At 67.0% G+C, this 24,177-nt stretch carries 25 protein-coding genes and 1 pseudogene; 16 read left to right on the top strand and 10 right to left on the bottom strand.

Annotated features, from left to right (window positions below; genetic code table 11):
* Positions 1–93: 93 nt before the first annotated feature.
* Positions 94–954 carry a helix-turn-helix domain-containing protein gene (locus tag C4S70_RS04820; protein ID WP_104006954.1) on the bottom strand — a complete coding sequence of 287 codons (861 nt, stop codon included), beginning with the start codon at positions 952–954 and terminating at the stop codon, positions 94–96.
* A gap of 106 nt (positions 955–1,060) precedes the next feature.
* Between C4S70_RS04820 and C4S70_RS04815 the strand changes: the two genes are divergently transcribed.
* The 3 genes from C4S70_RS04815 to C4S70_RS04805 are packed head-to-tail and all read left to right on the top strand — an operon-like array spanning position 1,061 to position 3,086.
* Positions 1,061–1,264: a DUF2061 domain-containing protein gene (locus tag C4S70_RS04815; RefSeq protein ID WP_104006953.1), complete on the top strand. Its 204-nt coding sequence runs from the start codon at positions 1,061–1,063 to the stop codon at positions 1,262–1,264.
* Positions 1,257–2,162, top strand: coding sequence for a fatty acid desaturase (locus C4S70_RS04810; protein ID WP_104006952.1), 906 nt, complete (start codon positions 1,257–1,259; stop codon positions 2,160–2,162). The genes C4S70_RS04815 and C4S70_RS04810 overlap by 8 nt, the downstream gene beginning before the upstream one ends.
* Before the next feature lie 21 nt (positions 2,163–2,183).
* Positions 2,184–3,086 carry a DMT family transporter gene (locus tag C4S70_RS04805; protein WP_104006951.1) on the top strand — a complete coding sequence of 301 codons (903 nt, stop codon included), beginning with the start codon at positions 2,184–2,186 and terminating at the stop codon, positions 3,084–3,086.
* 6 nt (positions 3,087–3,092) lie between these two features.
* Here the strand turns inward: C4S70_RS04805 and C4S70_RS04800 are convergent, their stop codons facing one another.
* From C4S70_RS04800 to C4S70_RS04770, 7 genes are all read right to left on the bottom strand, one after another.
* Positions 3,093–3,797: an NUDIX hydrolase gene (locus C4S70_RS04800; protein ID WP_104006950.1), complete on the bottom strand. Its 705-nt coding sequence runs from the start codon at positions 3,795–3,797 to the stop codon at positions 3,093–3,095.
* 22 nt (positions 3,798–3,819) lie between these two features.
* On the bottom strand, positions 3,820–4,221 hold the full coding sequence (locus C4S70_RS04795; protein ID WP_104006949.1) for a DUF983 domain-containing protein: 402 nt from the start codon (positions 4,219–4,221) through the stop codon (positions 3,820–3,822).
* Positions 4,222–4,402: 181 nt separating this feature from the next.
* The gene (locus C4S70_RS04790; RefSeq protein WP_104006948.1) at positions 4,403–4,711 is read right to left on the bottom strand and encodes a DUF4387 family protein; all 309 of its coding nucleotides are present in this window, start codon (positions 4,709–4,711) and stop codon (positions 4,403–4,405) included.
* Positions 4,704–6,026, bottom strand: coding sequence for an acyclic terpene utilization AtuA family protein (locus tag C4S70_RS04785; protein WP_104006947.1), 1,323 nt, complete (start codon positions 6,024–6,026; stop codon positions 4,704–4,706). The genes C4S70_RS04790 and C4S70_RS04785 overlap by 8 nt, the downstream gene beginning before the upstream one ends.
* Before the next feature lies 1 nt (position 6,027).
* Positions 6,028–7,533, bottom strand: a complete 1,506-nt coding sequence (locus C4S70_RS04780; RefSeq protein WP_104006946.1) for a tripartite tricarboxylate transporter permease — start codon at positions 7,531–7,533, stop codon at positions 6,028–6,030.
* Positions 7,534–7,542: 9 nt separating this feature from the next.
* Complete coding sequence (locus C4S70_RS04775; protein WP_104006945.1) at positions 7,543–7,983, bottom strand: tripartite tricarboxylate transporter TctB family protein; 441 nt, start codon at positions 7,981–7,983, stop codon at positions 7,543–7,545.
* Positions 7,983–8,945 (bottom strand): Bug family tripartite tricarboxylate transporter substrate binding protein, encoded by a 963-nt coding sequence (locus tag C4S70_RS04770; protein ID WP_104006944.1) that lies wholly within the window; start codon positions 8,943–8,945, stop codon positions 7,983–7,985. Before C4S70_RS04770 ends, C4S70_RS04775 begins: the two co-directional genes overlap by 1 nt.
* Positions 8,946–9,067: 122 nt before the next feature.
* On the opposite strand from C4S70_RS04770, the pseudogene C4S70_RS04765 reads away from it, so the two are divergent.
* The 9 genes and pseudogenes from C4S70_RS04765 to C4S70_RS04725 all read left to right on the top strand — a co-directional run bounded on the left by C4S70_RS04765 (position 9,068) and on the right by C4S70_RS04725 (position 17,602).
* Positions 9,068–9,738 (top strand): annotated as a pseudogene (locus C4S70_RS04765) (response regulator transcription factor).
* On the top strand, positions 9,735–11,018 hold the full coding sequence (locus tag C4S70_RS04760; RefSeq protein WP_327314846.1) for a sensor histidine kinase: 1,284 nt from the start codon (positions 9,735–9,737) through the stop codon (positions 11,016–11,018). Before C4S70_RS04765 ends, C4S70_RS04760 begins: the two are co-directional and overlap by 4 nt.
* 50 nt (positions 11,019–11,068) lie before the next feature.
* On the top strand, positions 11,069–12,103 hold the full coding sequence (locus tag C4S70_RS04755; protein ID WP_104006943.1) for an ABC transporter substrate-binding protein: 1,035 nt from the start codon (positions 11,069–11,071) through the stop codon (positions 12,101–12,103).
* Between the two features lie 75 nt (positions 12,104–12,178).
* A complete protein-coding gene (locus tag C4S70_RS04750) occupies positions 12,179–12,628 on the top strand; it encodes a c-type cytochrome (protein ID WP_104006942.1) in 450 nt (149 codons plus the stop codon).
* Positions 12,629–12,643: 15 nt separating this feature from the next.
* Positions 12,644–14,011, top strand: coding sequence for a cbb3-type cytochrome c oxidase subunit I (locus C4S70_RS04745; RefSeq protein ID WP_104006941.1), 1,368 nt, complete (start codon positions 12,644–12,646; stop codon positions 14,009–14,011).
* Between the two features lie 5 nt (positions 14,012–14,016).
* Positions 14,017–14,823, top strand: coding sequence for a CbbQ/NirQ/NorQ/GpvN family protein (locus C4S70_RS04740; RefSeq protein ID WP_380218674.1), 807 nt, complete (start codon positions 14,017–14,019; stop codon positions 14,821–14,823).
* A 9-nt stretch (positions 14,824–14,832) separates the two neighbouring features.
* Entirely contained in the window at positions 14,833–16,773 is a 1,941-nt protein-coding gene (locus C4S70_RS04735) for a nitric oxide reductase activation protein NorD (RefSeq protein ID WP_104006939.1), read from the top strand.
* Positions 16,770–17,327 (top strand): cytochrome c oxidase subunit 3, encoded by a 558-nt coding sequence (locus C4S70_RS04730; RefSeq protein ID WP_104006938.1) that lies wholly within the window; start codon positions 16,770–16,772, stop codon positions 17,325–17,327. The genes C4S70_RS04735 and C4S70_RS04730 overlap by 4 nt, the downstream gene beginning before the upstream one ends.
* Positions 17,328–17,338: 11 nt before the next feature.
* Entirely contained in the window at positions 17,339–17,602 is a 264-nt protein-coding gene (locus C4S70_RS04725) for a cytochrome C oxidase subunit IV family protein (RefSeq protein ID WP_104006937.1), read from the top strand.
* A gap of 13 nt (positions 17,603–17,615) precedes the next feature.
* On the opposite strand, the gene C4S70_RS04720 is transcribed toward C4S70_RS04725, so the two are convergent.
* Positions 17,616–18,188 carry a DUF4202 domain-containing protein gene (locus C4S70_RS04720; protein WP_104006936.1) on the bottom strand — a complete coding sequence of 191 codons (573 nt, stop codon included), beginning with the start codon at positions 18,186–18,188 and terminating at the stop codon, positions 17,616–17,618.
* Positions 18,185–18,889 (bottom strand): Crp/Fnr family transcriptional regulator, encoded by a 705-nt coding sequence (locus C4S70_RS04715; protein WP_104006935.1) that lies wholly within the window; start codon positions 18,887–18,889, stop codon positions 18,185–18,187. The genes C4S70_RS04720 and C4S70_RS04715 overlap by 4 nt, the downstream gene beginning before the upstream one ends.
* A gap of 171 nt (positions 18,890–19,060) precedes the next feature.
* Between C4S70_RS04715 and hemA the strand changes: the two genes are divergently transcribed.
* From hemA to C4S70_RS04695, 4 genes are all read left to right on the top strand, one after another.
* Positions 19,061–20,284: a 5-aminolevulinate synthase gene (gene hemA, locus C4S70_RS04710; RefSeq protein ID WP_104006934.1), complete on the top strand. Its 1,224-nt coding sequence runs from the start codon at positions 19,061–19,063 to the stop codon at positions 20,282–20,284.
* Between the two features lie 9 nt (positions 20,285–20,293).
* Positions 20,294–21,184: an FAD:protein FMN transferase gene (locus C4S70_RS04705; protein WP_104006933.1), complete on the top strand. Its 891-nt coding sequence runs from the start codon at positions 20,294–20,296 to the stop codon at positions 21,182–21,184.
* A gap of 124 nt (positions 21,185–21,308) precedes the next feature.
* Positions 21,309–23,132: an FAD-dependent oxidoreductase gene (locus C4S70_RS04700; RefSeq protein ID WP_104006932.1), complete on the top strand. Its 1,824-nt coding sequence runs from the start codon at positions 21,309–21,311 to the stop codon at positions 23,130–23,132.
* The gene (locus tag C4S70_RS04695; protein WP_160114843.1) at positions 23,132–24,166 is read left to right on the top strand and encodes an NAD(P)/FAD-dependent oxidoreductase; all 1,035 of its coding nucleotides are present in this window, start codon (positions 23,132–23,134) and stop codon (positions 24,164–24,166) included. Before C4S70_RS04700 ends, C4S70_RS04695 begins: the two co-directional genes overlap by 1 nt.
* The last annotated feature ends 11 nt before the right edge of the window (positions 24,167–24,177 follow it).

Below are 24,177 nucleotides of genomic sequence, written 5' to 3'. Positions count from 1 at the left end.
ACGGCGGTTGCCCGCAAACTCGTCACCATTGCAAACGCTCTGTGCAAAATGAGGCGAAAGTGGGCTCCTCAACCCGCCTGAGAAATACAGTTGCTAGCGCACCCGATCCCGCAGCGCCCGCAGGTGCTCGGGAAAGGCGCGGGCGGAGATCTCTGCCTCGCGCACCAGCCGGTCGAAATGCAGGGTGAAGGTTTCGATCCGGTCGCGGTCGCGAAAGGCCATGTAGTGCCCGCCGGCGTAGAACACCGCCAGCAGCGGGCCGAACACGGTGACCGGCGCGGAGTAGAGGCGGCGGGCATCGAACAGATAGACCCGCAGACGCGGATAGAGCTGGTCGGCGAGATCCAGGAAACGGTCGATTTGCTCCAGCCGCGTTTCGCGGGGCAGGCCCGCGTAATAGCCGCAGGCGTGGACGAAACTGTCGAGTTCGTGCAGGGGCAGGGCGATTTCGTAGTCCGACCGGGCCTGCCGCATCCAGCGCAGGCGGTCCTCGGACGCGCCGATCGCCTGATCCGCCGTGCGGCCCAGATGTGGCGCATATTCCCATTCCAGCATCGCGCGGGTTTTCAGCATGTCGGGCAGGGCGGCGGGCACATGGCGGATCTTGTAGCCGGCGGCCTCCTGATGCCACTGGAAGATGCGTTCATCGACCAGCGCGCGGGGGGCTTCGGTCAGGGTCAGGCTGCCGGCAAGCAGTTCGGCCGCGCTTTCGGGCCGGTCCGACAGGCCCAGCAGCCAATCGGCGGAAACCCCCAGCGCCGAGGCGCAGGCCCCCACCACATGCGCATTGGGCAGGCGCGGGCCGTCCGCCGACAGGATCTGCGAGATGGTGGAGCGGTCCACGCCGATCGCTCGGGCCAGCGCGGACTGGTTGCTCCCGGCCTCCTGCATCGCGCGAGAGAGCCGGTCGCGAAGCAGCGCGGCCCGGTCGCGTTTGTCGAGTTTTTGCATCATGTGGTGAAAAATATCTCTATTGCAGAGTTTTGTTAATCATCTTCGGAATGGGCATCGGGGCAAAGGCCGGGTAACAGACGCGTGAATCCGGACAATCTGAGGCGGAATGGAAACGCGGCGGCGATCCCTCGTGAAGGCGGTTCTGTGGAACGTGATCGGCCTTGTGGTGATGGCCGTGGTCGGTCTGATCGCCACCGGATCGGCCGCGGTCGGCGGGACGCTGGCGGTGGTCAACACGGTGATCGGGCTGGTGATGTACGTGATTTATGAACGCATCTGGGCAAGGATCAAATGGGGGCGGCATGCCTGAGCGGTGGACGGAAAAGGGCGGCGTGGAGTGGATCACGCTGGGGTTGATCGTCGGATGCTACGGGTTGTGGCTGGTCGCGTTGTTCTGGCTGGCCGAGCTGTCCTTGCTGGCGGCAATCGCGGCGGTGGCGGTGCTGGGCGCGCTGCATTCCTCGCTGACGCATGAGGTGCTGCACGGTCATCCGTTCCGGTCGCGCCGACTGAACGAGGCGCTGATGTTCCTGCCGCTGACGCTGGCCTTTCCCTACAATCGTTTCCGCGACCTGCATCTGGCGCATCACCGCGATTCGCGCCTGACCGACCCCTATGACGACCCCGAATCGAATTACCTCGACCCCGCGTTCTGGGAGGGGATGCCGCGCTGGAAAAGAACGATCTTCGAGTTGAACAACACCCTTCTGGGGCGCATCCTGATCGGGCCCGCCCTGGGGCAGATCCGGTTCATGGCCTGCGAATGGAAGCTGGCGCGCGAAGGTGACCGGTCCGTGTGGCCGGCCTGGGCGCTGCACCTGGCCGGCGTGACGATCGTGCTGGGGATCGTCGCAGCCTCGCCCATGCCGATCTGGGCCTATCTGGTGGCGATCTACGCCGCGCTGGGCATTCTCAAGATCCGCACCTTTCTTGAACACCGCGCGCACGAGGACAAGCGCGGACGCACCGTGATCGTGGAAAGCCGCGGTCCGCTGGCCTGGCTGTTTCTGTTCAACAGCCTGCATGTGGTGCATCACATGAACCCCCGCGCGCCGTGGTACGACATGCCGCGGTTTTACCGGCAAAGGCGCGACTTCTACCGCGCCACCAACCACGGTTACGTCTATCGGTCCTATGCCGAGATCTTCCGGCGCTATCTGCTGAAGGCCAAGGACCCCGTGCCGCATCCGCTCTGGCGCCGGGGGTGATTTCGGTGCATCAGGGGTGACATGCCCCTGTGGATCCCCGTCACCCTCGCGGCAGCCGCGTTCCAGACCGTGCGGTTCATGCTGCAAAAGTCGCTGAGCGCGGCGCGGCTTTCGGCCGAGGGGGCGACGTTTTCGCGTTTCGTCTATTCCGCGCCGCTGATCCTGGCGCTTCTGGCTCTGTGGCTGGCCGGATCGGGGCGCGCGCTGCCCGACCTGACGCCGGCCTTCTGGGCCTATGGGGCAGCCGGCGGGCTGGCGCAGATTCTGGCCACGATCTGCGTGGTGCTGCTGTTCAAGCAGCGCAATTTCGCCGTTGGCATCACCTTCAAGAAGACCGAAGTGATCCAGACCGCGATCGTCGGGCTGGTGGTGCTGGGTGACACGGTCAGCGCGGGGGCGCTGCTGGCGATCGTGATCGGGCTGGCGGCGGTGCTTCTGCTGTCCAGAACGCCGGGGGGCGAAGGCGCTTGGTGGCGGCAGCTGACCAACCGGGCCTCGGCCTTGGGGCTGGGGTCGGGGGTTCTGTTCGCCTTCTCGGCGGTGGGCTACCGCGGCGCGTCGCTGCAGGTGGCCTCGGACGAACCCGCGCTGCGGGCGGCGGTGACGCTGGCCGCGGTGGTGACGATGCAGACGCTGGCGATGGGCGCGTGGCTTCTCTGGCGCGACCGGGCCGAGCTGCGCGCAGTTTGGGCGGCGCGGCGCAGCGCGGTCTTCATCGGGCTGTTCAGCATGGCCGGATCATTCTGCTGGTTCTGGGCCTTCACCTTGCAGAACGCGGCCTATGTCAAGGCGCTGGGGCAGGTGGAGCTGATCTTCAGCCTGATGGCTTCGACCCTGTTCTTCCGGGAGCGAATCACTGGACGCGAGATCGCGGGCATGTCCCTGCTGGGCGTCAGCATCCTGTTGCTGGTGGGCCTTGGCTGAGCGCGTCTAGCCCGTCTCGGGCATGGGCCGGCCGCGCAGGCGCAGGAAATGGCTCGCCTCGTCATCGTTGCGGAAAAAGGGCACCGATTCGGGCGGTTCGGGGTCGGCGGCGCGGGCCGCGACCTCGGCCAGCACGACCTCGGTGATGAAGGGCAGGTCGAAATTGCGCACCTCGGACAGCGGGATCCATTGCAGATGCGAAAGCTCGTCCTCGGCACCGCTGAAATCGTCCAGGTCGTTCGCGACCTCGGCCGCGTCCACCAGAAAGAATCGCGCGTCGAACCGGCGCGGGCGCCCCGGCGGGGTGATCGCGCGGAACACGAACTGCAACCCGTGTGCGGCGGGCAGGTGGCCGGTGGCGGCAAAACCGCGCCAGCCGGCGGGCGGCGCGTCCGGCCAGTCGCCCGGCACACCCAGGATCAGGCCGGTTTCTTCCCACAATTCGCGCACGGCGGCGCCGGCCAGCGCGTGATGCAGGCCCTCGGGCGCCTCCTCGCTGAGCCGCGCGCGGCAAATCCCGGAGAGCGGACTGCCCAGCGGCACCTGCGCATCCGCGGGATCCACGGCGCCGCCGGGAAAGACGAACTTGTTGGGCATGAAGGCCGCCTTGGCGCCGCGCTGGCCCATCAGGATCGATGGGTTGCCGCTGGCGCGGTCGCGCATGACGATGACGGTTGCGGCGTTGCGGATCGCGGTCTTGTCGCTGCTCATGGCCCCTCGCGGTTGTCGGGCCTCAGTCGGGCGAGTCGAACCCGCCCATCCGCCGCGCCCACTGGAACGCGACCACCAGCCCCTTCAGTCGGGGCAGAAGGTAGAGTGTCAGAACGAGGCTGCCAACCGCAAAGATCGAGAACAGCACCATCGGTTCGGGCCGCCAGGTTTCGAATACCACCAGCAGAAGCGGCGCCATGATGTGCCCCACGATCAGGATCGACAGATAGGCCGGGCCGTCATCGGCGCGGTGGTGGTGCAGCTCCAGCCCGCATTCCGAACAGGTGTCGTTCACCTTGATATAGCTGTGCAGCAGTTTGCCCTTGCCGCAGCGGGGGCAACGCGTGCGCAAGCCGTGGAACACCGAGGTCCACAAGGGGCGTTCGGGCGGCAGGGCGGCGGTGGTCTGAGCGTGGTCGGTCATGGAGCAGATTCCGGAAATGTCGGGCAATCCCGATAGGGCCTTCGCCAAAGTTGGGAAAAGCCGGGGCGCGCTGGTAAAGAAGGGTGAAATTTGCGCATTTCTACCCGTCGTGCAAGGGGGCGGCGACAATTTTCCCGGCCTGGGCAACGGATGGCCCAACGCCCTGCGCGCCGGGCCGGCGCTATGCGTCCTCGATTTCCAGTTCTGCGACGAGATTGGCGAAGGACGCCCCGTGCATGTCGCGGTCGCGGATCGAACCCTGCACCTGAGGCCGCGGCAGGCTGAACTTGATGACCGAGAGCTCCGCGATGTCGAAACGTTTCAGCGCGGCGGGCGCGCATCCCAGCGCCCGTGCCACGCGGTCGTCGCCCAGCGCCCCGCGCAGCCGGTCGAAGGCCTCCGCGCTGCCGCAGAAAATGTCGATGGTCAGCCAGAACGGCCCGGCGTTCTTGGACCGGACCTTGGCCGCGATCTCGGATACCCTAGCCAATGTCGAAAACCTCCAGCCGGAAGGCCTGCATCGGGTCGTCCAGTTCCATGACGTGATGCAGGCAGAATTCGTGGATCCGGCCTCGGTGCATCTCGGCCGGCGAGAAGGGAAAGGCAAAGGTGGGCAGTTCCTCCTGTTCGGTCAGCGGGTGGTGCAGAAGGTAGGGGTTGAGCATCCGCGCCGCCTCGCGCGCCAGCGCCTCGGTCGGTGCGGTGGCGATGGCCAGCACGCCGATCTCGCAAGGCGCCGTACGGGCGGTTTCCAGCGCGCCCAGCGTGGCGTTCAGGCCGATCAGCCGAAGTTCGATCGTGAAATCGTCGCGGCCCAGCCGGGCGCGGGCCTTGGCGGTGCAGCGCCGGGCAAGGTCGTCGGCCCATTGCGCGGCATTCGCCACATAGCGCGGGTCGCGCAGCAGCGCGAGCGTGACGCTCTGATGGCCGGCGACGCGGGCGCCTTCGAGCTTGACCGTGTAGCGATCCGACGGCACCCAGCGCGAGCCGGTCACCCGCACCCGCCGGTCGTCGAGCGCGGCATAACGCGCGCCGGTCACGTCGAGATGCCCGCCCGGTTCATGCAGAATGAACGGGTCCGAATTTTCATAGAGCATGTGGGCCGAGACGGTATGCGGCGTCGCCCGCGCCGTCTCGGCCATCGGGGTGACGGTGAACCCTTCGCCGTCAAAGTCGATCTGGATCACGCCCGTCTGCGGATTGGTGGTGCACAGCGCGCCGCATTCGCCGATCTTGGCCCCGTGCCAGGCCGCGCCCGCGTGACAGCCGCGCATCAGCGGCAGGGCCGAGATGATCGCGGTATCCGTGGTGCGCCCGCAGATGACGATGTCGGCGCCGGTAGCGAGCGCGGCGCCCACCTGTTCGGCCCCGGCCAGCGCCACGATGTTGGTGCAGGCGCGGATCAGGTCTGGTGTGATCGGGCGTTCGGGCGGCAGGGGCCGGATGCGGTCGGCCTCCAGTGCCGTGGCCACCGACTCGGCGCTCTGGCCCGATTTCAGCACCGCGAGCTTCAGCTGCTCGCCGGTTTCGGCGGCGATTTCACGGGTGATCTCCACCATCCAGTCCACCGCCGCGTCCGCTCCGCAGGTGCCGGCCGTGCCGATCACCAGCGGCACGCCCGCCCGGGCACGCGCCGCCATCAGCGCGCGCCATTCCGCCTTGGTCGAAGAGCGCGCGTATTTCGACGTACCGGTGCCCAGATAGTGCGGGCCGGAATCGGTGGACCCGCCGTCGATGGCGATCAGGTCGGGGCGGGCCGCGACCCCGGCGGTCAGCGCCCCGGAGGGAATGAGGATGCGCACCATGTCAGTCGGTGATCCTTTGCGGCCGTTTCAGGACATTGCGCAGGAACATCGGCGCGATGAATCCCACGATTGCGACGGCCCACAGCGCAATGGCAATGGGCGACGAGAACAGGTAGGTCCAGTCGCCGTCCGACAGAACCATCGCCCGGCGCAGGCTGTTCTCCATGTGCCCGCCCAGCAGGATTCCAAGGATGATCGGCACCGTCGGCACGTCGAGCTTGCGTAGCACGAAGCCGAGCACGCCGAAGCCGATCATCAGGAGCAGGTCGAAATAGGAGCTCGACAGCGAATAGATCCCGACGAAGGACACCATCGTCACCCCCGGCAACAGCACCCCCGGCGGCACCGACAGGATCCGCACGAAGATCCGCACCATCGGCACGTTCATCAGCAACAGCACGACATTGGCGATCAGAAGCGAGGCGATGAGGCCCCAGACGACTTCGGGCCGGTCGGAAAAGAGCGTCGGCCCCGGCGTGATGTTGAGCGTCATCAGGAGCGCCAGCAGAACCGCCGTGGTGCCCGATCCCGGCACGCCCAGCGTCAGCATCGGCACCAGCGCGCCCCCGGCGGCGGCGTTGTTGCCGGCCTCGGGCGCGGCCACGCCGCGCGGCGCGCCGGTGCCGAAACCGGCGTTTTCACCGGCGATGGACTTTTCCGACATGTAGGACAGGAACGACCCCAGCGAGGCGCCGGCGCCGGGCAACACGCCCGCGACAAAGCCGACTGCCGATGATCGCAGCATGGTCCAGCCGGACTCGACGATGTCGCGCACCGGGATGGTGACCTTTTCCAGCTTGACCCCGATCGAACTGCCCTTGCCGTGGCTTTCGATGAAGAAAAAGACTTCCGCCACCGCGAACAGCCCGACGATGGCGACCAGAAAATCGACGCCGTCGTAGAGGTGCAGGTTGCCGCCCGTCAGCCGGGGCAGACCGGAATTGTTGTCCACCCCGATCATGGCGATGCCCAGCCCGATGCAGGATGCCAGCGCCGCCTTGGCCTGGTTGTTCGACGCGATCCCGCCCAGCGTGGCAAAGGCCAGCAGGTAGAGCGCGAAATATTCGGCCGGGCCGAACAGAAAGGCGACCCGCGCCAGCAGCGGCGCCAGCCGCATCAGCCCGATCGTGGCCAGGAAGGCCCCGACAAAGGAAGCCACCCCCGACAGCACCAGCGCATCGCCCGCGCGGCCCTGTTTCGCCATCGGGTAGCCGTCCAGCGTGGTCATCAGCGCGGGCTCGTCGCCGGGGATGTTGAGCAGGATCGAACTGATCCGCCCGCCATACATGGCGCCGTAGTAGACGGATGTCATCAGCACCAGCGAGGAGGTCGCGTCCAGCCCCAGAGAAAAGGCGAGCGGAATCAGGATTGCAACGCCGTTCGACGGCCCCAGACCGGGCAGCGCGCCGATGATCGTGCCGATGAAGCACCCGATCACGGCCAGCATCAGGGTAAAGGGCGACAGTGCCACCCCGAAACCCATGGCAAGGTTGGAAAGAAGGTCCATGAGAGATCTCTATCCGGTGAAAGAGGCGGGAAGGGCGACCAGCCCCAGCCCTAGTATGAACTTGAAGATCGCGAACAGGCCCGCGGACAGCCGGATCCCGGTCAGCGCCGCGGGCAGGAGCCGGGGGCGGATCTGGTAGCTCAGCACGCCCGAGGCGATCGCCGTCGGGAGCAGGAATCCGAAGGGGCCGAGCGCATAGGCATAGCCCACCAGCACCGCCACCGCGAAGGCCAGCGCCCCAAGTGTGCGCAGCGACGGCCATTCGGGGTCGTCGTCTGGGCGCAGGATGATGACCAGCGCGCAGAGCGCGGCGACGCATCCCACGAGAATGGGAAAGGTGCGCGGCCCGACCGGGTCGGCCATGAAGCTGGCCTGGATCTGCGTGGCGCTCGCGCCATAGGCGAGCGCCACCATCAACGCGACCAGTCCGAAGATCCGGTCGGACAGCATCACTGGATGACCCCGATGTCCTTGGACATTTGCCGGATCTCGGCAACGAGCTTGTCCACATAGGCCTGGAAGTCGTCACCGACCATGGTGAAGGGGGCCAGCCCGTTGTCGGCCATCGCCTTTTTCCATTCGGCGCTTTCGGCGACGGCGCGCAGCCGATCGGCCCATTTGTGGAAATCGTCGTCTGAAATGCCGCGCGGGACGTAAAGGCCGCGCCAGTTGCCGGCGACCACGTCATAGCCCTGTTCCCGGGCCGTCGGAATGTCTTCGAAGCCCGGCACGCGCTCTTCGGTCAGAACGGCCAGCGCGCGCACGTCGCCGGATTTCAGAAAGCCCACGATCCCGGACAGATCGCCGGTCATGGCCGTGGTAAAACCGCCAACGGTCTGCGTTACCGCATCGGCGCCGCCGTCAACCCCGATATACTTGATCTTGGTGATGTCCTTCAGCCCGGCGCCCTTGAGGATCATCAGCGGCTTGAGGTGGTCGAACCCGCCCACCGCCGAACCGCCCGCGAAAGAGACCGAAGACGGATCGGCCAGCGCCGCGTCCACCAGATCCTTGAGCGACTTGTAGGGGCTGTCCGCGGCCACGGCGATCACGCCGGGGTCGATGCCGATCGCGCCGACGAAACGCACGTCCGACGCCTTGCGCCCGGCATAGGCGTTCTGCGCCAGCCGCGTCGTGGTGGCCGACGAGGCCGCGACGATCAGGTCGGGGTCGTCGTTGCGTTCGGTCACGACATGGTTGAAGGCCAGCCCGCCGCCGGCGCCCGGCATGTTGGTGACCTGCACCGGCTTGTCCACCTGTTTGATGTCGTACAGGATCTTGCCGATCTGCCGGCAGGTGAAATCCCAGCCACCGCCGGGGTTGGCCGGCGCGATGCATTCGGTCGCCGAGACGGCGGTTGCGGCGACGCTCAGCACGGCGCCGGTCAGGGCCGCGCGGACGAGATGTTTCATGGTATGTCCTCCCATCTGAGCCGTTTGACATGGCAGGTCGCCCTGCCCATGCTGGGGATCAGAGGCCCGGAACCTGACAACAACCTGTCATCACCGTCGCATGGGAGCGGAAAGTTCGCCGGATGCGGTTTCTTCTTGTCGAAGACAACGACAACCCGAAACTGTCGCAGGCCATTGCCGACCGATTGCGGCTGGACGGGCACGCGGTGGATCACGCGGGCACGCTGGCCGAGGCCGCCGATTGCGTGGCGGTGGCGGAATACGACCTGATCCTGCTGGACATCATGCTGCCCGACGGTGACGGGCGGCGGTTTCTGGAACGCCACCGGGGGGCGAAAACGACACGCCGGTGATCGTGCTGACGGCGCGGTCCGAGGTGTCGGACCGGGTCGGTTCGCTGGACCTCGGCGCCGACGGCTACATCACCAAGCCGTTTGACTTTGCCGAACTCGAGGCCCGCTGCCGCGCGGTGCTGCGCCGGCGCGGCGGAGCGGCGGGGAACGAACGCGCCTTTGGCGGCGCGGTGCTGGATCCGCTCAGGGCCGAACTGCGGTTCGGGGCGCGCGCCGTGGCGCTGCGCAACCGCGAACTGCGCCTGCTGGAGGTATTCTTTGCCGCGCCCGACCGGGTGCTGTCCAAGGCGCATCTGATGGACCGGCTGTTTTCCTTTTCCGACGAGGTGTCGGAAAACGCGATCGAGGTCCATGTCGCGCGCCTGCGCAAGCGGCTCGAAGGCGCGCCGGTGCGGATCGAGACGGTGCGCGGGCTGGGCTATCGGCTGGTTGCCGCATGAAGCCGCGCGGCTCGATCCGGCGGCGTCTGGTGCTGCAACTGGTGGGCGTGGAGGCGATCCTGTCGGTGGCGCTGTTCGTGGTGGTGCGCGCGGTGGCGCAGCGAGCGGCCGAAGGCACGCAGGACGACATCCTGGCAGCCTCGGCCACGTCGATCGCGGACAGCCTGCGCACCGAAGGCGGGCAGATTCGGCTGGAGCTTCCCTATTCGGCATTGTCGATGCTGGGCACCCTGCACGAAGACCGCGTGTTCTACCGGGTGGAAGCACAGGGCGGGATCCTGACCGGCTATGCGGATCTGCGCCCCGCGCGGGCGCAGGCGGGCAGGCCGGGCTTTTCCACCTACGACTATCGCGGCGAAGACGTGCGCGCGGTGACCGTGCTGCGCAGCCTCGGGGCGGGGACGCAACAAGAGGTCGCCGTCACCGTGGCCCAGACCCGGCAAGGGCTGGAGGCGATTTCGCGCAAGATCACCGCCACGGCCACGGCGGTCGGGGCGGGGTTCTTCCTGCTGGCCACGGCGCTGAGCCTTCTGGCGGCCAACCACGCGCTGGCTCCGATCGCGCGGCGGACCGAGGCGGTAACGCGGCGCGGTCCGTCCGACCTGCGGCCGTTGAGCGTGGCGCCTCCGGCGGAACTGTGGCCGCTGGCGCGGGCGCTGAACGGCTTCATGGCGCGGCTGCGCGGGTCGCTGGCGCGAACCGAGGATTTCATCGCCGAGGCCGCCCATCGCGTGCGCACGCCGCTGGCCACGGTGCGGGCGCAGGCCGAACTGGTGCACCGTCGGCTGAACGACCCCGACAAGCGCCGGGCCGTGCGCGAGATGATCCGGGCCATCGACGAGACGTCGCGCTCGGCCGGGCAGATGCTGGATCACGCGATGGTCGGTTTCCGGTCGGAGAACATGGAACGCCGCCCGGTGGATCTGCGCGACCTGGTGCGCGAAACCTGCAACCGGCTGGCCCCCACAGCGGACCTGCGCGAGATCGTGCTGCGGCAGGATCTGCCCGACGCCCCGGTCACGGTCGAGGGCGACCCGATCCTGTTGCAGGCGGCTTTCCTGAACATCCTCGACAACGCGGTGAAATACGGCCCCCATGACAGCGCCGTCACGGTCAGCGTGACGGACGGCGCGCAGGTGGCGATCACGGTGCGCGATCGGGGTCCAGGCTTTGGCGGCGCCGATCTCAAGGCGCTGACCGGACGCTATGTGCGCGGCGAGAGCACCGCCCATGTGGTGGGATCGGGGCTGGGGCTGACCATCGCGCAGGCGGTGGCCTAGGCGCATGGCGGGCGGCTGGCGATTGCGGACAACGGCAAGGGAGGGGGCGCATGCGTATCGTTGTATCTGCCGCGCGGCTGATGCTGGCGCTGATGGCGGTGGCGCAGGCGGCATTGGCATTCGAGATCGAGGATCACGCGGTGTTTCCGGCCAGTCCGGAGCGGTCGGTGCTGCGCATCATCTCCACCGCCGATCTGGACGTGTTCCGGCCGATTCTTCTGGCCTTTCAGGCGGAAAATCCAGGCGTCACCCTGGATTACACGATCACCGGCACGTCGCAGCTGATGGCGGCTTTGCACGAGGAGGGCGCTTCGTTCGACTTGGCGATTTCCTCGGCGATGGATTTGCAGACCAAACTGGCCAATGACGGCTTTGCCCAGGCCCATGCCTCGCCGGCGGCGGAAACGCTGCCGGATTGGGCGGCCTGGCGGAATGAGGTCTTCGGCTTTACGCAAGAGCCCGCCGTGATCATCGTGTCGCGGGCGTTCTTCGGCGACGACGACGTGCCGCAGAACCGCGAAGAACTGATTCGCCCGTTGCGCGGCAATCCGGACCGGTTCCGGGGGAAGATCGGCACCTATGACGTGCGCCCCTTGGGGTTCGGATATCTCGTCGCCACGCAGGACAGCCGCCGCAGCGAGGCGTTCTGGCGGCTGATGGAGGTGATGGGCAGCCTCGAGGCGCGGCTTTACTGTTGTTCGGGCGAGATGATCCGCGATGTCGCGAAGGGCCGGCTTGCGCTGGCCTACAACGTGCTCGGCAGCTATGCGGCGGCCGAGCTGCGGCGCGTCGGCGGGTTCGAAATCGTCGAGCCGACCGACTTTGTCAACGTGATGCTGCGCAGCGCCCTGATCCCGAAATCGGCGGCCAATCCGGGGGATGCGCGCCGGATGGTGGATTTTCTTCTGACCCTGGCGGCCGCTTCGGGTCTGCCGGCGATCGACCCCGACGCGCTGCGCGCCAACAGCGCCCTGCACCCGATCCGGTTCGGTCCGGGTCTGCTGGTGTTTCTGGACCGGATGACCCGTGACAGTTTCCTGAACAGCTGGGAAAGCTCGCTGTTTCAGGTCCGCGGCCTGCCTTAACCAAAGTCAAGGCTTCTCCTGGCGGCGCGGGTCATAACCGCTGCACCCAAAACACGCCGCGCAAAGGAGAGCGCAATGCGCGAAGTCATGACCAAAAGCATGGCCCGCAATATTTTCTATGGCGGGTCATTGTTCTTCATCATCATCTTTCTGGGCTTGTCGGCCCATTCGGTGGGCTACATCACCTCGCAGCCCACCCATCAGACTCTTGACGCCAGCGTCGTCGCCGGCAAACGGGTGTGGGAGGAAAACGCCTGCATCAATTGCCACACGATCATGGGCGAAGGGGCCTACTACGCGCCCGAAGTCGCCAACGTGATGAAACGCTGGGGCGTCGATGACGATCCCGAGGCCGCCTTCGAGGCGCTCAAGGGCTGGATCGAAAGCCAGCCCACGGGGATCGAGGGCCGCCGGCAGATGCCGCGGTTCGACCTGACCGACGAACAGATCCGCGACCTGGCGAACTTCCTGCTGTGGACCGGCACGGTCGACACGCAGAACTGGCCGCCGAACGACGCGGGCTAAGAGGGGGCATCCGCCATGAAATACGAAACACAGAAAATCGCCCTGGCCTATTTCGCCGTCGCCATGGCGCTGTTCGCGATCCAAGTGTCGGCGGGGCTGCTGGCGGGCTGGGTCTATGTCTCGCCCAACACGTTGTCAGAACTGCTGCCCTTCAACATCATCCGGATGCTGCACTCGAACTCGCTGGTGGTATGGCTGATCACCGGGTTCATGGGCGCGGCCTATTTCCTCATTCCCGAGGAATCCGAACGCGAGATCCACTCGCCGACGCTGGCCTATCTGCAATTGCTGATCCTCGTGGTCGGCACGCTGGGCGCGGTCGTGACCTATGTGTTCGACCTGTTCCACGGCCACTGGCTGCTGGGGATGGAGGGACGCGAGTTCATCGAACAGCCCGTCTGGGTCAAGGTCGGCATCGTCGTCGCCGCGCTGATCTTTCTCTACAACGTCACGATGACGGTGCTGGCCGGCAAGAAGACGGCGATCACCAACATCCTGCTTCTGGGCCTCTGGGGGCTGGCGCTGCTGTTCCTGTTCAGCTTCTACAACCCCGGCAACCTCAGCCTCGACAAGCAGTTCTGGTGGTACATCGTCCACCTCTGGGTCGAAGGCGTGTGGGAGCTGATCATGGCCTCGATCCTGGCCTACCTGATGCTCAAGCTCACGGGTGTTGACCGCGAAGTGGTCGAGAAATGGCTCTATGTCATCGTCGCCCTGGCGCTGTTCTCGGGGATCCTCGGCACCGGCCACCACTACTACTGGATCGGCACGCCGGGCTACTGGCAATGGATCGGCTCGATCTTCTCCAGCCTCGAGGTGGTGCCGTTCTTCGCCATGATGGCCTTTGCCTTCGTCATGGTCTGGAAGGGCCGACGGGACCACCCGAACAAGGCCGCTCTGCTGTGGTCGCTGGGCTGTGCGACGCTGGCCTTCTTCGGCGCGGGGGTCTGGGGCTTTCTGCACACGCTGCACGGGGTGAACTACTATACCCACGGCACGCAGATCACCGCAGCACATGGGCACCTGGCCTTCTACGGCGCCTATGTGTCGCTGAACCTGGCGATCTTCACCTACGCGATGCCGATCCTGCTGAACCGCGATCCCTACAACCAGGTGCTGAACATGGGGTCGTTCTGGCTGATGTCGGGCGGCGTGGTCTTCATGACCTTTGCCCTGACCTTTGCCGGCACCGTGCAGACCCATCTGCAGCGCGTTCTGGGTGAAAACTTCATGGACGTGCAGGATCAGCTGGCCATCTTCTACTGGATGCGCTTCGGGGCGGGCATCGCCGTGGTGCTGGGTGCGTTGCTCTTCATCTACGCGGTCGCCGTGCCGCGCAAGGAGATCATCGAACCCGGCGCGGCCGAGACTCCGGCGGAGTGATGGACATGGATGGATCAACCACCTTCGGGGGGGCGGCAACCGCCCCCTTCTACCTGCCGCAGGCGGATGAATGCGAGGTGTTCGCCGCCGCGCATGAAAACGACCTGCCGGTGCTGCTCAAGGGACCGACGGGCTGCGGCAAGACCCGATTCGTGGCGCACATGGCGCAACGGCTGGGGCGCAAGCTCTACACCGTGGCCTGCCATGACGACCTGGCCGCCGCCGACCTGATCGGGCGCTATCTGCTGAAGGGCGGCGAAACCGTCTGGGTCGATGGCCCCCTGACGCGCGCGGTGCGCGAAGGCGCGATCTGCTATCTCGATGAGGTGGTCGAGGCGCGCAAGGACGTGACCGTGGTGTTGCACCCGCTGACCGACGACCGGCGCATCCTGCCGATCGACCGCACCGGAGAGGAACTGGAAGCCGCGCCCGGCTTCATGCTGGTGGCCTCCTACAACCCGGGCTACCAGAACATCCTCAAGACGCTCAAACCCTCGACCCGGCAACGGTTCATCTCGATCGAGTTCGATTTTCCGCATCCCGACCTTGAGACGGAAGTGGTCGCGCAGGAAAGCGGCCTGCCGCTGGAACGCTGCAAGCCGCTGATCCGGCTGGCGAACAAGCTGCGCGCGCTGAAAGGGCAGGACCTGGAGGAAGGCGTCTCGACCCGGCTGGTGGTCTATGCGGCCACGCTGATCGCGCAAGGCATGAATACCGACCGCGCCATCCGCGCGGCGATGATCGAACCGCTGACGGATGACGAGGACGTCAAACGCGGGCTCCTCGATCTGGTCACGGCTGTCTTTGGGTGAGGCCAGCCAATGGACCGGATCGAATTTGAGCCATGGGAACCCGAAGAAACCGTCGGGAAACTGTGGCACAAATTTGCCAGCCGCCTGGATGCGCCTGAGGCGCATGAAGGAGCCGCGGTCGATCTTTCCGAGATCGGCGGGCGGCTGGCCGTTCTTTTCCGGGGACTGGGCGGGGCGTCGTCGGTGGAGCTGCGCCCGGTTTCCCCCGAAATCTCCCGCCACCGGCTGAGCTGGCGCCGGCGTCTGGGCGCCGAGGCCGAGGCCGTGCCGCGCGCCAGTTTCGACGGCGAGGTGCTGCGCCTGCCCGACCGGCTGGCGGTGTTCCCGTCGCGCGAGGCGAACGGCGCGCTCTATGTCTGGCTGGCGGCCTGTGCAGCGCATGCGTCCGACAGGGTGGATCAGGACGATCCGTTGCGCGCCGATCTCGCTGCGCTGGCCGCGTCGCGGGCGATGGTCGCGGCCACGCTGGAGGATGCCCCGGGCCTGCGCCCTCTCTACGAAGGACTCTGCGCCGCGCTGTTGCACCAGCGCCGGGTGCCCGACCTGCCGCGCGATGAGGCCGCCGTCGAGGCCGTGATCCGAAACATGCTGGGCGACCCCGCCCCTCTGTCCGATCGCGCCGCCGCGTTTCAGGCCGCCTGCGCGGGCGACCCGCTGGACCCCGCGATCACCGCGCCGCGCAAGTATCGCCCGTTCCGCCCCGTCCCGCTATGGCCCGAGCTGCGCCCGGTCGAGTTCAGCGAGGCGGGCGAAGTCGAAACACGCGAAATCGAAGGCACCCCCGAGGAAGCCGGCGAAAAGACCCACCGCGCCCGCCGCCGCAAATCCGATCAGGCCGAGCGCCGCGACAGTCTCATCCTGCACAAGTTCGAGGCGATCCTGAGCTGGGCCGAGTTCCTCAACCTCAATCGCCGGGTCGATGACGACGATCCCGACAACGCCAAGAAGGCCGCCGACGACCAGGAGGAAATCGGGCTGGGCCAGATATCCAAGGCGCCGCCGACGCGGCTGAAGCTGCATCTCGACCTCGCCCCCGAGGACGTGGACCGCGAACGCCTGTCGGGCCGGATCACCTATCCCGAATGGGACACGCGCACCGGCGCCTATCTGCCCGACCACGTCTGCGTCCTGACCAGCGATGTGGAGGCCAAGCCCGAGCAGGAGGCCTATGCCCACGACCCCGCCGCGTCGCGCCGCATCCGCGCCGTGCGCCGCCAGTTCGAGGCGCTGCGCCCCGGTCGCGTGACGACGCGCGGCCATCTCGACGGCGACGATCTGGATATCGAGGCCGCCGTGCGCGCCGAAGTGGACCGTCTGGCCAGCGGCGAGGGCAGTGAACGGATCTGGTTGCGATCCCGGCCCGAGGCCCGCGATCTCGCCGTGTCGATCCTGCTGGACGTGTCGCGCAGCACCGAAAGCGCGGTGTCGGGCCGCGCCGTGATCGACATCGAGCGCGAGGCGCTGGACGCGCTGGCCTGGGGGCTGGACGCCTGCGGCGACGATTTCGCGATCCACGCCTTTTCCTCGCTGAAACGGCACCGGGTCCATGTCCAGCGCTGCAAGGGATTTGACGAGCCCATGGGCCCGGAGGTCGAACGCCGCATCGGCGGGCTGCGCCCCGGTTTCTACACGCGCCTTGGCGCGGCGATCCGGCATGTGTCGGCCGAGCTGTCGCAACAGGCCCGCAAGCGGCGGCTGCTCCTGGTCATTACCGACGGCAAGCCCAATGATCTGGACCATTACGAAGGCCGCCACGGGATCGAGGACACCGCCATGGCCGTGCGCGAGGCGCGACGGGCGGGACATTCGGTATTCGGCATCACCGTGGACGCCAAGGGCAAGGCGTGGTTTTCGCGCATGTTCGGGCAGGGCGGGTTCGCCGTGATCCCGGACCCGGAAAAGCTGATCTTCGCCCTGCCGCAGATCTACCGGCAACTGGTGGGCGCATGAGCGACGCGGCCTCGGGTTCCGCCCTTGACGACCTGCCCGGCGAACTGCTGATGTGGGTGCTGATCGTGTCGGAACTGCTGGTGTTCGGCGCGGGGCTGGTGGCCTTCATGGCCGTGCGCCTGACCGATCCGGCGGGCTTTGCAGCGGCGCAGGATCACCTGTTCCGCGCGGGCGCGGCGCTCAACACGATGGTGCTGGTCTCCAGCGGGTTTCTGGCCGCGCAGGCGCTGCGATGGCGCGAGGCCGGGGCGCGCGGTGCGGCGCGATGGGCGCTGGTCGCGGCGGCGGCGCTGGGAGTGGTGTTCCTGATCATCAAGGGCGCGGAATACGCCGCCAAATCCGCCGATGGGATCGGCTGGGACACTCATGCCTTTTTCACCTTCTACTATTTGTTGACCGGATTTCACGCTGCGCATGTGGTGGCGGGCGTGGTCCTGCTGATGCTGGTGGCGTGGCGCGATGCGGTGGCCAACATTCAGGCCGTGGCCATGTTCTGGCACATGGTCGATCTGGTATGGGTGCTGCTCTACCCGGTGATCTATCTGCTGGCCTGAAGGAGACAACGATGCCCGCGCTGTCCAACCGCCTGATCGCCGCCTGGGCCTGGCTGGCCGGGCTCGGCGGCTTGGCCGCGCTGATCGCCGCCGGCGTGGGGCAGGGCGTGCCGCGCCGGGCGGCGGGGGCGGCGATCCTCGTGCTGGCGGTGCTCAAGGCGCGGGTGATCCTCGCGCGCTACCTCGATCTCGATCGCGCGCGCGCCTGGCTGTCGGGGTTCGGTTGGGCGGTGACGCTTTGGGCGGCGCTGGTGCTGGGGCTCTATCTCGTCTGAAGAACGATCCGGTTCAGACCCGGAAGGCGGCGGCCAGATCCTCGGGCAGGTCGAAATCCTCCAGCACCTTCGCGCGGGCCATCTCCGACATCTTGCGCGCGGTCTTTGCGACAATGTCGCGGATCTTCTCGGCGTCATACTTGCCGCCGTATTTCTCGACGAAGCCGCCGAAATAGTGTTTCACGAAGACATAGCTCGCCACGTCTTCCAGCGCCTGCACCAGCGGGTCGCGCTTGACCCCTTCCTTGCGCAGCATCTTGCTCACCTGGGCGATTTCGTCCGGGCCATAGCCGGCCTCGGCCATGATCTCGCCCACCCGCCGGGCGTGGTGGGCGGCCAGATCGCGGCGCCATTTGTGGTAGCCGGCCTTGCCTTCGGGATAATCGGACCGCGGCAGGATCCAGCGTTCGATATGCTGGCCACGCACCGCGATGCGCAGCAGGTCATCGGCATCGGGATAGAGATGGTCCAGCGCCGCGCTCATCCGCTGGCCATAAAGCAGCGCCTCGGGCTGTCCCTCGTCTTGGCGCGGATCCTTGGCATTGGCCGCGTCGATTGCGGCGATCACGGTGTCAAGCTTGCTCATCCCTTGCTCCATGCATTTGCTGGGTCTTCCTCGGCATAGTCGCGCAGTCGCTCGATGTCGGCAATCTGCGCGTGGTTCTTTCGGATCGTGACACCGGCCGGTTTCAGCCGGGAAAAGGCGCGGCTGAGGCTTTCGGGCTTCATGCCAAGCCGCCCGGCGATCAGCGCCTTGTCATAGGGCAGATCCACGGTGCAGCCGCCGCTGTCCTGCGAACACAGCGACAGCAGGAATTCGGCCACCCGCTGCGCCCCGGTCTGGGCCTTGATCTGCTGGAGCTGTTCGACCAGTCCGTGCAGATGGGTAAAGGTCGCGGCCAGGATCGACACGCAGACGTCGGGATCTTCGTGCATCATCTCGACCAGCACCGAGGCCGGCACCACCATCAGCTCGCTGGCGGTCACTGCCTCGGCCGAGACTGGATAGGGGCCGTTCTTGAGCGCCACCGCCTCGCCGAAGCTTTCGCCCCGGGCAAAGACGCCCACGATCGCCTCGGCCCCGTTGGGCGAGACGCGGTAGAGCTTGACCCAGCCGTCGAGCACCACATGCACGCCTTCGGCCGGTTCGTCCTGCAGAAAGATCGTCTCGCCCCGCTCGTAATGGCGAAAGATCGCTCGTTCCAGCAGCGGTTCCACATGCTGATCCGGCAGGGACCGTATGAACAGCGACGTCCGTGCGATATCCTTGTGCTTTTCGTGCGCCACGCGCCCCGTGTCCCGTCGTTGCGTTTCTTTTGTCCCGGCGCCACCTTAGCCGGATCGGCGCGCGCGTGCATCCCGAAATGCGCCCGCCGACGCCACGGCCTTGACTAATGTCATGGATCGCCCCGCAAAGGGGCGGCAGTCTGGCGCAAACCGAAGCGCACGGAGACCGCCATGAATTACCAGGACTTCTTCCGTCAGAGCCTCGACCGTCTGCGCGACGAAGGCAATTACCGCGTGTTCGTCGATCTCGAGCGCCGCTGCGGGTCGTTCCCCGACGCGACGCAGCATGATGGGGCGGCAACGCGCGACGTGACGGTGTGGTGCTCCAACGACTATCTGGGCATGGGACAGCACCCCAAGGTTCTGGCGGCGATGCACGCGGCGCTGGATCGCGCGGGCGCGGGCGCGGGCGGTACGCGCAACATCTCGGGCACCACCCACGACCATGTTCTGCTGGAACGCGAACTGGCCGACCTGCACGGGAAAGAGGCGGCGCTGCTCTTTACCTCCGGTTATGTGTCGAACTGGGCGGCGCTGGGCACGCTGGCGTCGAAGATCCCCGGCTGCATCGTCTTTTCCGACAGTCTCAACCATGCTTCGATGATCGAAGGCATCCGCCACTCACGGGCCCAGAAGGTGATCTGGGCACACAATGACGTCGCCGATCTCGAAGCGAAGCTCGCCGCCGCTCCGGCCAACGCGCCCAAGCTGATCGCCTTTGAAAGCGTCTATTCGATGGACGGGGACATCGCGCCGATCAGGGAGATCTGCGATCTCGCCGATCGTTACAACGCGATGACCTATCTGGACGAGGTGCATGCGGTGGGGCTCTACGGTCCGCGCGGCGGCGGGATCGCCGAACGCGAGGGGCTGATGGATCGCCTGACCGTGATCGAGGGCACGCTGGGCAAGGCCTTCGGCGTGGTGGGCGGCTATATCGCGGCCTCGGCCGAGCTGGTGGACTTCGTGCGCAGTTTTGCCAGCGGCTTCATCTTCACCACGGCGCTGCCGCCGCATGTGGCGGCCGGGGCGGCGGCCTCGGTGCGGCATCTCAAGGAGTCGTCGGTAGAGCGCGACCTGCAGAAGGCGCGCGTGGCCGAACTGCGCGCGCGGCTGGATGCCGAGGGCATCCCGCATCTGGACAACCCGAGCCATATCATTCCGGTGATGGTGGGCGATCCGGTCAAATGCAAGTTCATCTCGGACACGCTGCTGGAAGAGTTCGGCATCTACATCCAGCCGATCAACTATCCTACCGTGCCCAAGGGGACCGAGCGGCTGCGCATCACGCCCTCGCCGGTGCACAGCCGGGCGGACATGGATCGGCTGGTGGAGGCGCTCAGCACGCTGTGGAGCCGTTGCCTGATGGCCCGGCGGCCGGCGGCGGCGCAATAGAGCGCGGACATGGGCGCGGTCTTGACCCGCCGGCGGTTCCTTGCGATCAGCGCCTGCGCGGTGGCCGTGCCGGCGCGGGCCGGCGAAGTGGCGCGCTGGCGGGGGCGGGCTCTGGGGGCATCGACGTCGATGATCCTGACCGGGCTGACGCCGGCGCAGGCCGCGCCGGTCTTTGCCGCGGTGGAGCGCGAGCTGGACCGGCTGGAGGCGATTTTCAGCCTGTTTCGGGAAGGCTCGGAAATCGCGCGGCTGAACCGGGTGGGGCGGCTGCGGTTCCCTTCGGCCGAGATGGTCGCGGCGCTGGACTTGTCGGGCCGGCTCCACCGCGCCACAGGCGGCGCGTTCGATCCCACGGTGCAGCCGCTGTGGCAGGCGCTGGCCGAGGGGCGCGGGCCGCGCGGCGCAGCGGTCGGGTGGCGGCATGTCCGGCGCGATCGGGAGGAGATCCGCTTTGCCCGGCCCGGCATGGCGATCACGCTGAACGGGCTGGCGCAGGGGATCGTCACCGACCGGCTCGCGGCGCTGCTGCGCGGGCGCGGGCTCACTGATCTTCTCATTGACATGGGCGAAATCGTCGCCTTGGGCCGGCGACCGGATGGCGCCCCCTGGCGGGCCGGGATCGCGGCGGCGGACGGGCGGGTGCTGAAGACGGTCCGTCTGGCCGACCGGGCGGTGGCGACCTCGGCGCCCCTGGGCACCGTGATCGGAGGGCGGGGGCACATCATCGACCCGCGTGCGCCGGGGCGGCCGGCCGTTCACGCCACGGCCGCGGTCAGCGCGCCGCAGGCGGCGGTGGCCGACGGGCTTTCCACGGCGTTCTGCCTGCTGGATGCCCCCGCCGCGCGCGCGGTCGTGGCCGCGTTCCCCGGCGCGCGGATCGAGGCGCTCGAAACCGCCTGATGCCCCGCCGCCGGTTCCGGGACTTCGGGCCACACTGCGACAACCTTGGCCGCAAAGCCACTGGACGCAAAGCTGATTGTTATCTTACGGTCATTTTGCAGGAGTTCGAAGAAAGGCATTCATCATGGGCCGGAATGACTCCATCGCGTCGCCCGTCGAACCGGTGACCGGCGACGCCAACACGGAAGGGAATGGACGCGTCGTCTACTCCCAGGATCCCCGCGATTTCGGATGGATGAAGGAAAACGTCCCCTGCCAGGCGGCCTGCCCGGCGGGAACGGACATTCCATCCTACATCCTGGCGATCCTGCAGGGGCGATACGGCGATTCCTACGAAATCAACCGCGAGGTCAACGTCCTGCCCGGCGTGCTGGGGCGGATCTGTTCGCGGCCCTGCGAAAACGACTGCCGCCACGGCTGGCCCGGCAATGGCGAACCGGTCAGCATCTGCCACCTGAAACGGTCGGCGGCGGACCTGAAACGTCGCGGCCACCGGCTGAACGAAAGCCTCTATGGGCCGTCTGGCAAGAAGGTGGCGATCGTCGGCGCCGGCCCGGCGGGCGTGGCGGCGGCGCATGACCTGTCGCTGATGGGGCACGATGTCACCATCTTCGACCGTGAAACCGAACCGGGCGGCATGCTGGCCTACGGCATCCCCGAGTTCCGCCTGCCGCGCGAGATCCTGCGCGAGGAGATCCACAACGCCCTGCGGCTGGGGGTGGAGCTGCGCACCGGTGTCGCCATCGGCAATGGCGAGGGCGAGCTGCCGCTGTCGAAGCTGCGTGAGGAGTTCGACGCGGTGCTGCTGGCCACGGGCTGCATGGCGGCAACCGAGATCCCGCTGCGCGACGACCCGCTGGGCGCGGCGGTGGCGCGGTTCGAAAACGTGGAATACGGGTTCGACTTTCTTCTGGACATGCACCGGGGCGTGCCCAAGACGGTGGGCCGCCGCGTCGCCGTGCTGGGCGCGGGCTTCACCGCGCTGGACTGCGCCCGCGTGGCGCGGCGGCTGGGCGGGCAGGAGGTCACCATCCACCTGCGCACGACCGAGGAATACATCCCCGTCACCAAGGACGAAATCCAGGAGGCCAAGGCCGAGGGGATCCGGTTCATGGGCCTGCGCACGCCGGTCGCCTTCAAGGGCGAAGGCGGGCGGATGACGGCGGTGGAATTCGTCCAGAACCGGCTGGGCGGATGGCGCGACAACGGCCGGCGCAAGGCGATCCCGATCGAGGGATCCGAGTTCGACTTCGAATGCGACACGGTGCTGATCGCGATCGGCCAGCGCACCGCGCATGAATTTCTCGATACCGATCTGGAGCTGGACCGGTGGAAGAACGCCGCCGTGGACGATCGCGGCATGACCTCGCAGGTCGGCGTGTTCGCGGCGGGCGACTACGTCAAGGGCGCCTCGACCGTGATCGAGGCGGTCGGGCAGGGACGCGAGGTGGCGCGCAGCATCGACACCTGGCTGATGGGCAAGCCGCGCCGCGTTCCGGCGGTCCGGATCGAAAAGGTCGAGGCGCCGCTGCGCAAACGCGCCTGGGACTTCATCCCGCGCACCCACATGCCGACCGAAGACATCGAAGAACGCGTCGCCCATCTGACCGAAGAGGTCGAGCGCGGCTATGACGACGCGCTGGCCCATGAAGAGGCCAAGCGCTGCTATCTGTGCAACCTGCAATACAAGATCGACATCGACAACTGCATCTATTGCCGGGCCTGCATCGAGGTCGCGCCCAAGAACTGCATCAAGCTCGTCGAGGGGGTCGAGATCCGCGAGGACGGCACCTATGGCAAGCTGCTGGAAACGTCCGAGTGGGACCATGTCGGCGCGATCTGGATCGACAATGTGGAATGTATCCGCTGCGGCGCCTGCTACGAGGTCTGCCCGACCAAGTGCATCTCGATCACCCGCAACACGCTGTGCATGCTGGAGGTGGACTGATGGCCGAGCCGCATCATCACGTGATCATCGGCAGCGGCTCGGCGGGCTTCGGTGCCGCCAAGACGCTGCGCGAAGGCGATCCCGACTGCCGGATTACCATGTTCACCATGGACGCGATTCCTTTTTATCACCGCTATCGCCTGCCCGAGGTCTTTCGCGGCCGCACCGACTGGCGCGATCTCCTGGCCAAGCCGCCGTCCTTCTACGAGGAAAACGGCATCACCCTGCGCCGTCGCTGCCGGGTGGTGGACGTGGACGGGTCGGCGCATGTGGTCAGCCTGGCGCATCAGGAAACGGTGCCCTTCGACAGCCTTCTGGTGGCCGCGGGCGGGCGGGCCTACCTGCCGGAAAACCTCTCCGGTCACGCGCATCTGATCCACGGTTTCGGGTCGTTCGAGGCGGCGATGCGTGTCTACAACGACCTGCCCAGGGGCGGCCGCGTCGTCATGATCGGCGGCGACATGATCGGGCTGGATCTGCTGCTGACGCTTCTGGACACGGGCTACCGGGTGACGCTGATCGTCAATGCCCAGACCTTCTGGCCGCATGAACTGACCGCCGAGCAGCGCGCGCCGCTGCTGGAGGCGCTGCGGGGCAAGGGCGTGGATGTCATCGAGAACGCCCGCGCCGTGGGCATTTCGCCGCAGAATGGCGGGGCGCCGGCGCGCAGGGTGGCGCTGGATGACGGCAGGGAGATCGAGGGCGACGTGGTGATGGCCTTCTGCGGGCTGGCCACGTCGGTCGAATTCATGCTGCGGGCCGAGGTGGACATCGAACGCGGCCTTCTGGTCAGCCCCGAGTTGCAGACCACCAACGATGCGATCTGGGCCGCCGGCGACATCTGCCAGATCTGGCACGATGGCGAAAAGGCCTACAAGTTCTACCACGGCTGGAAGAACGTCCGCGTCATGGGCCAGCTCGCCGCGCGCAACATTCTGGGCGCGCACGAGCCGTTCGACGTCGATGTGGAGGACCGGATCTGGGTCGATGAGGATGGCGAGATCCAGTCCACCTTCTGGACCCGCAAGCCATGAGGAGGGCCGCG

Source organism: Jhaorihella thermophila, assembly GCF_900108275.1.
Lineage (GTDB): Bacteria > Pseudomonadota > Alphaproteobacteria > Rhodobacterales > Rhodobacteraceae > Jhaorihella > Jhaorihella thermophila.
Note: the sequence above shows the minus strand (reverse complement) of the source record. Positions and strands in the feature narration are given on the sequence as shown.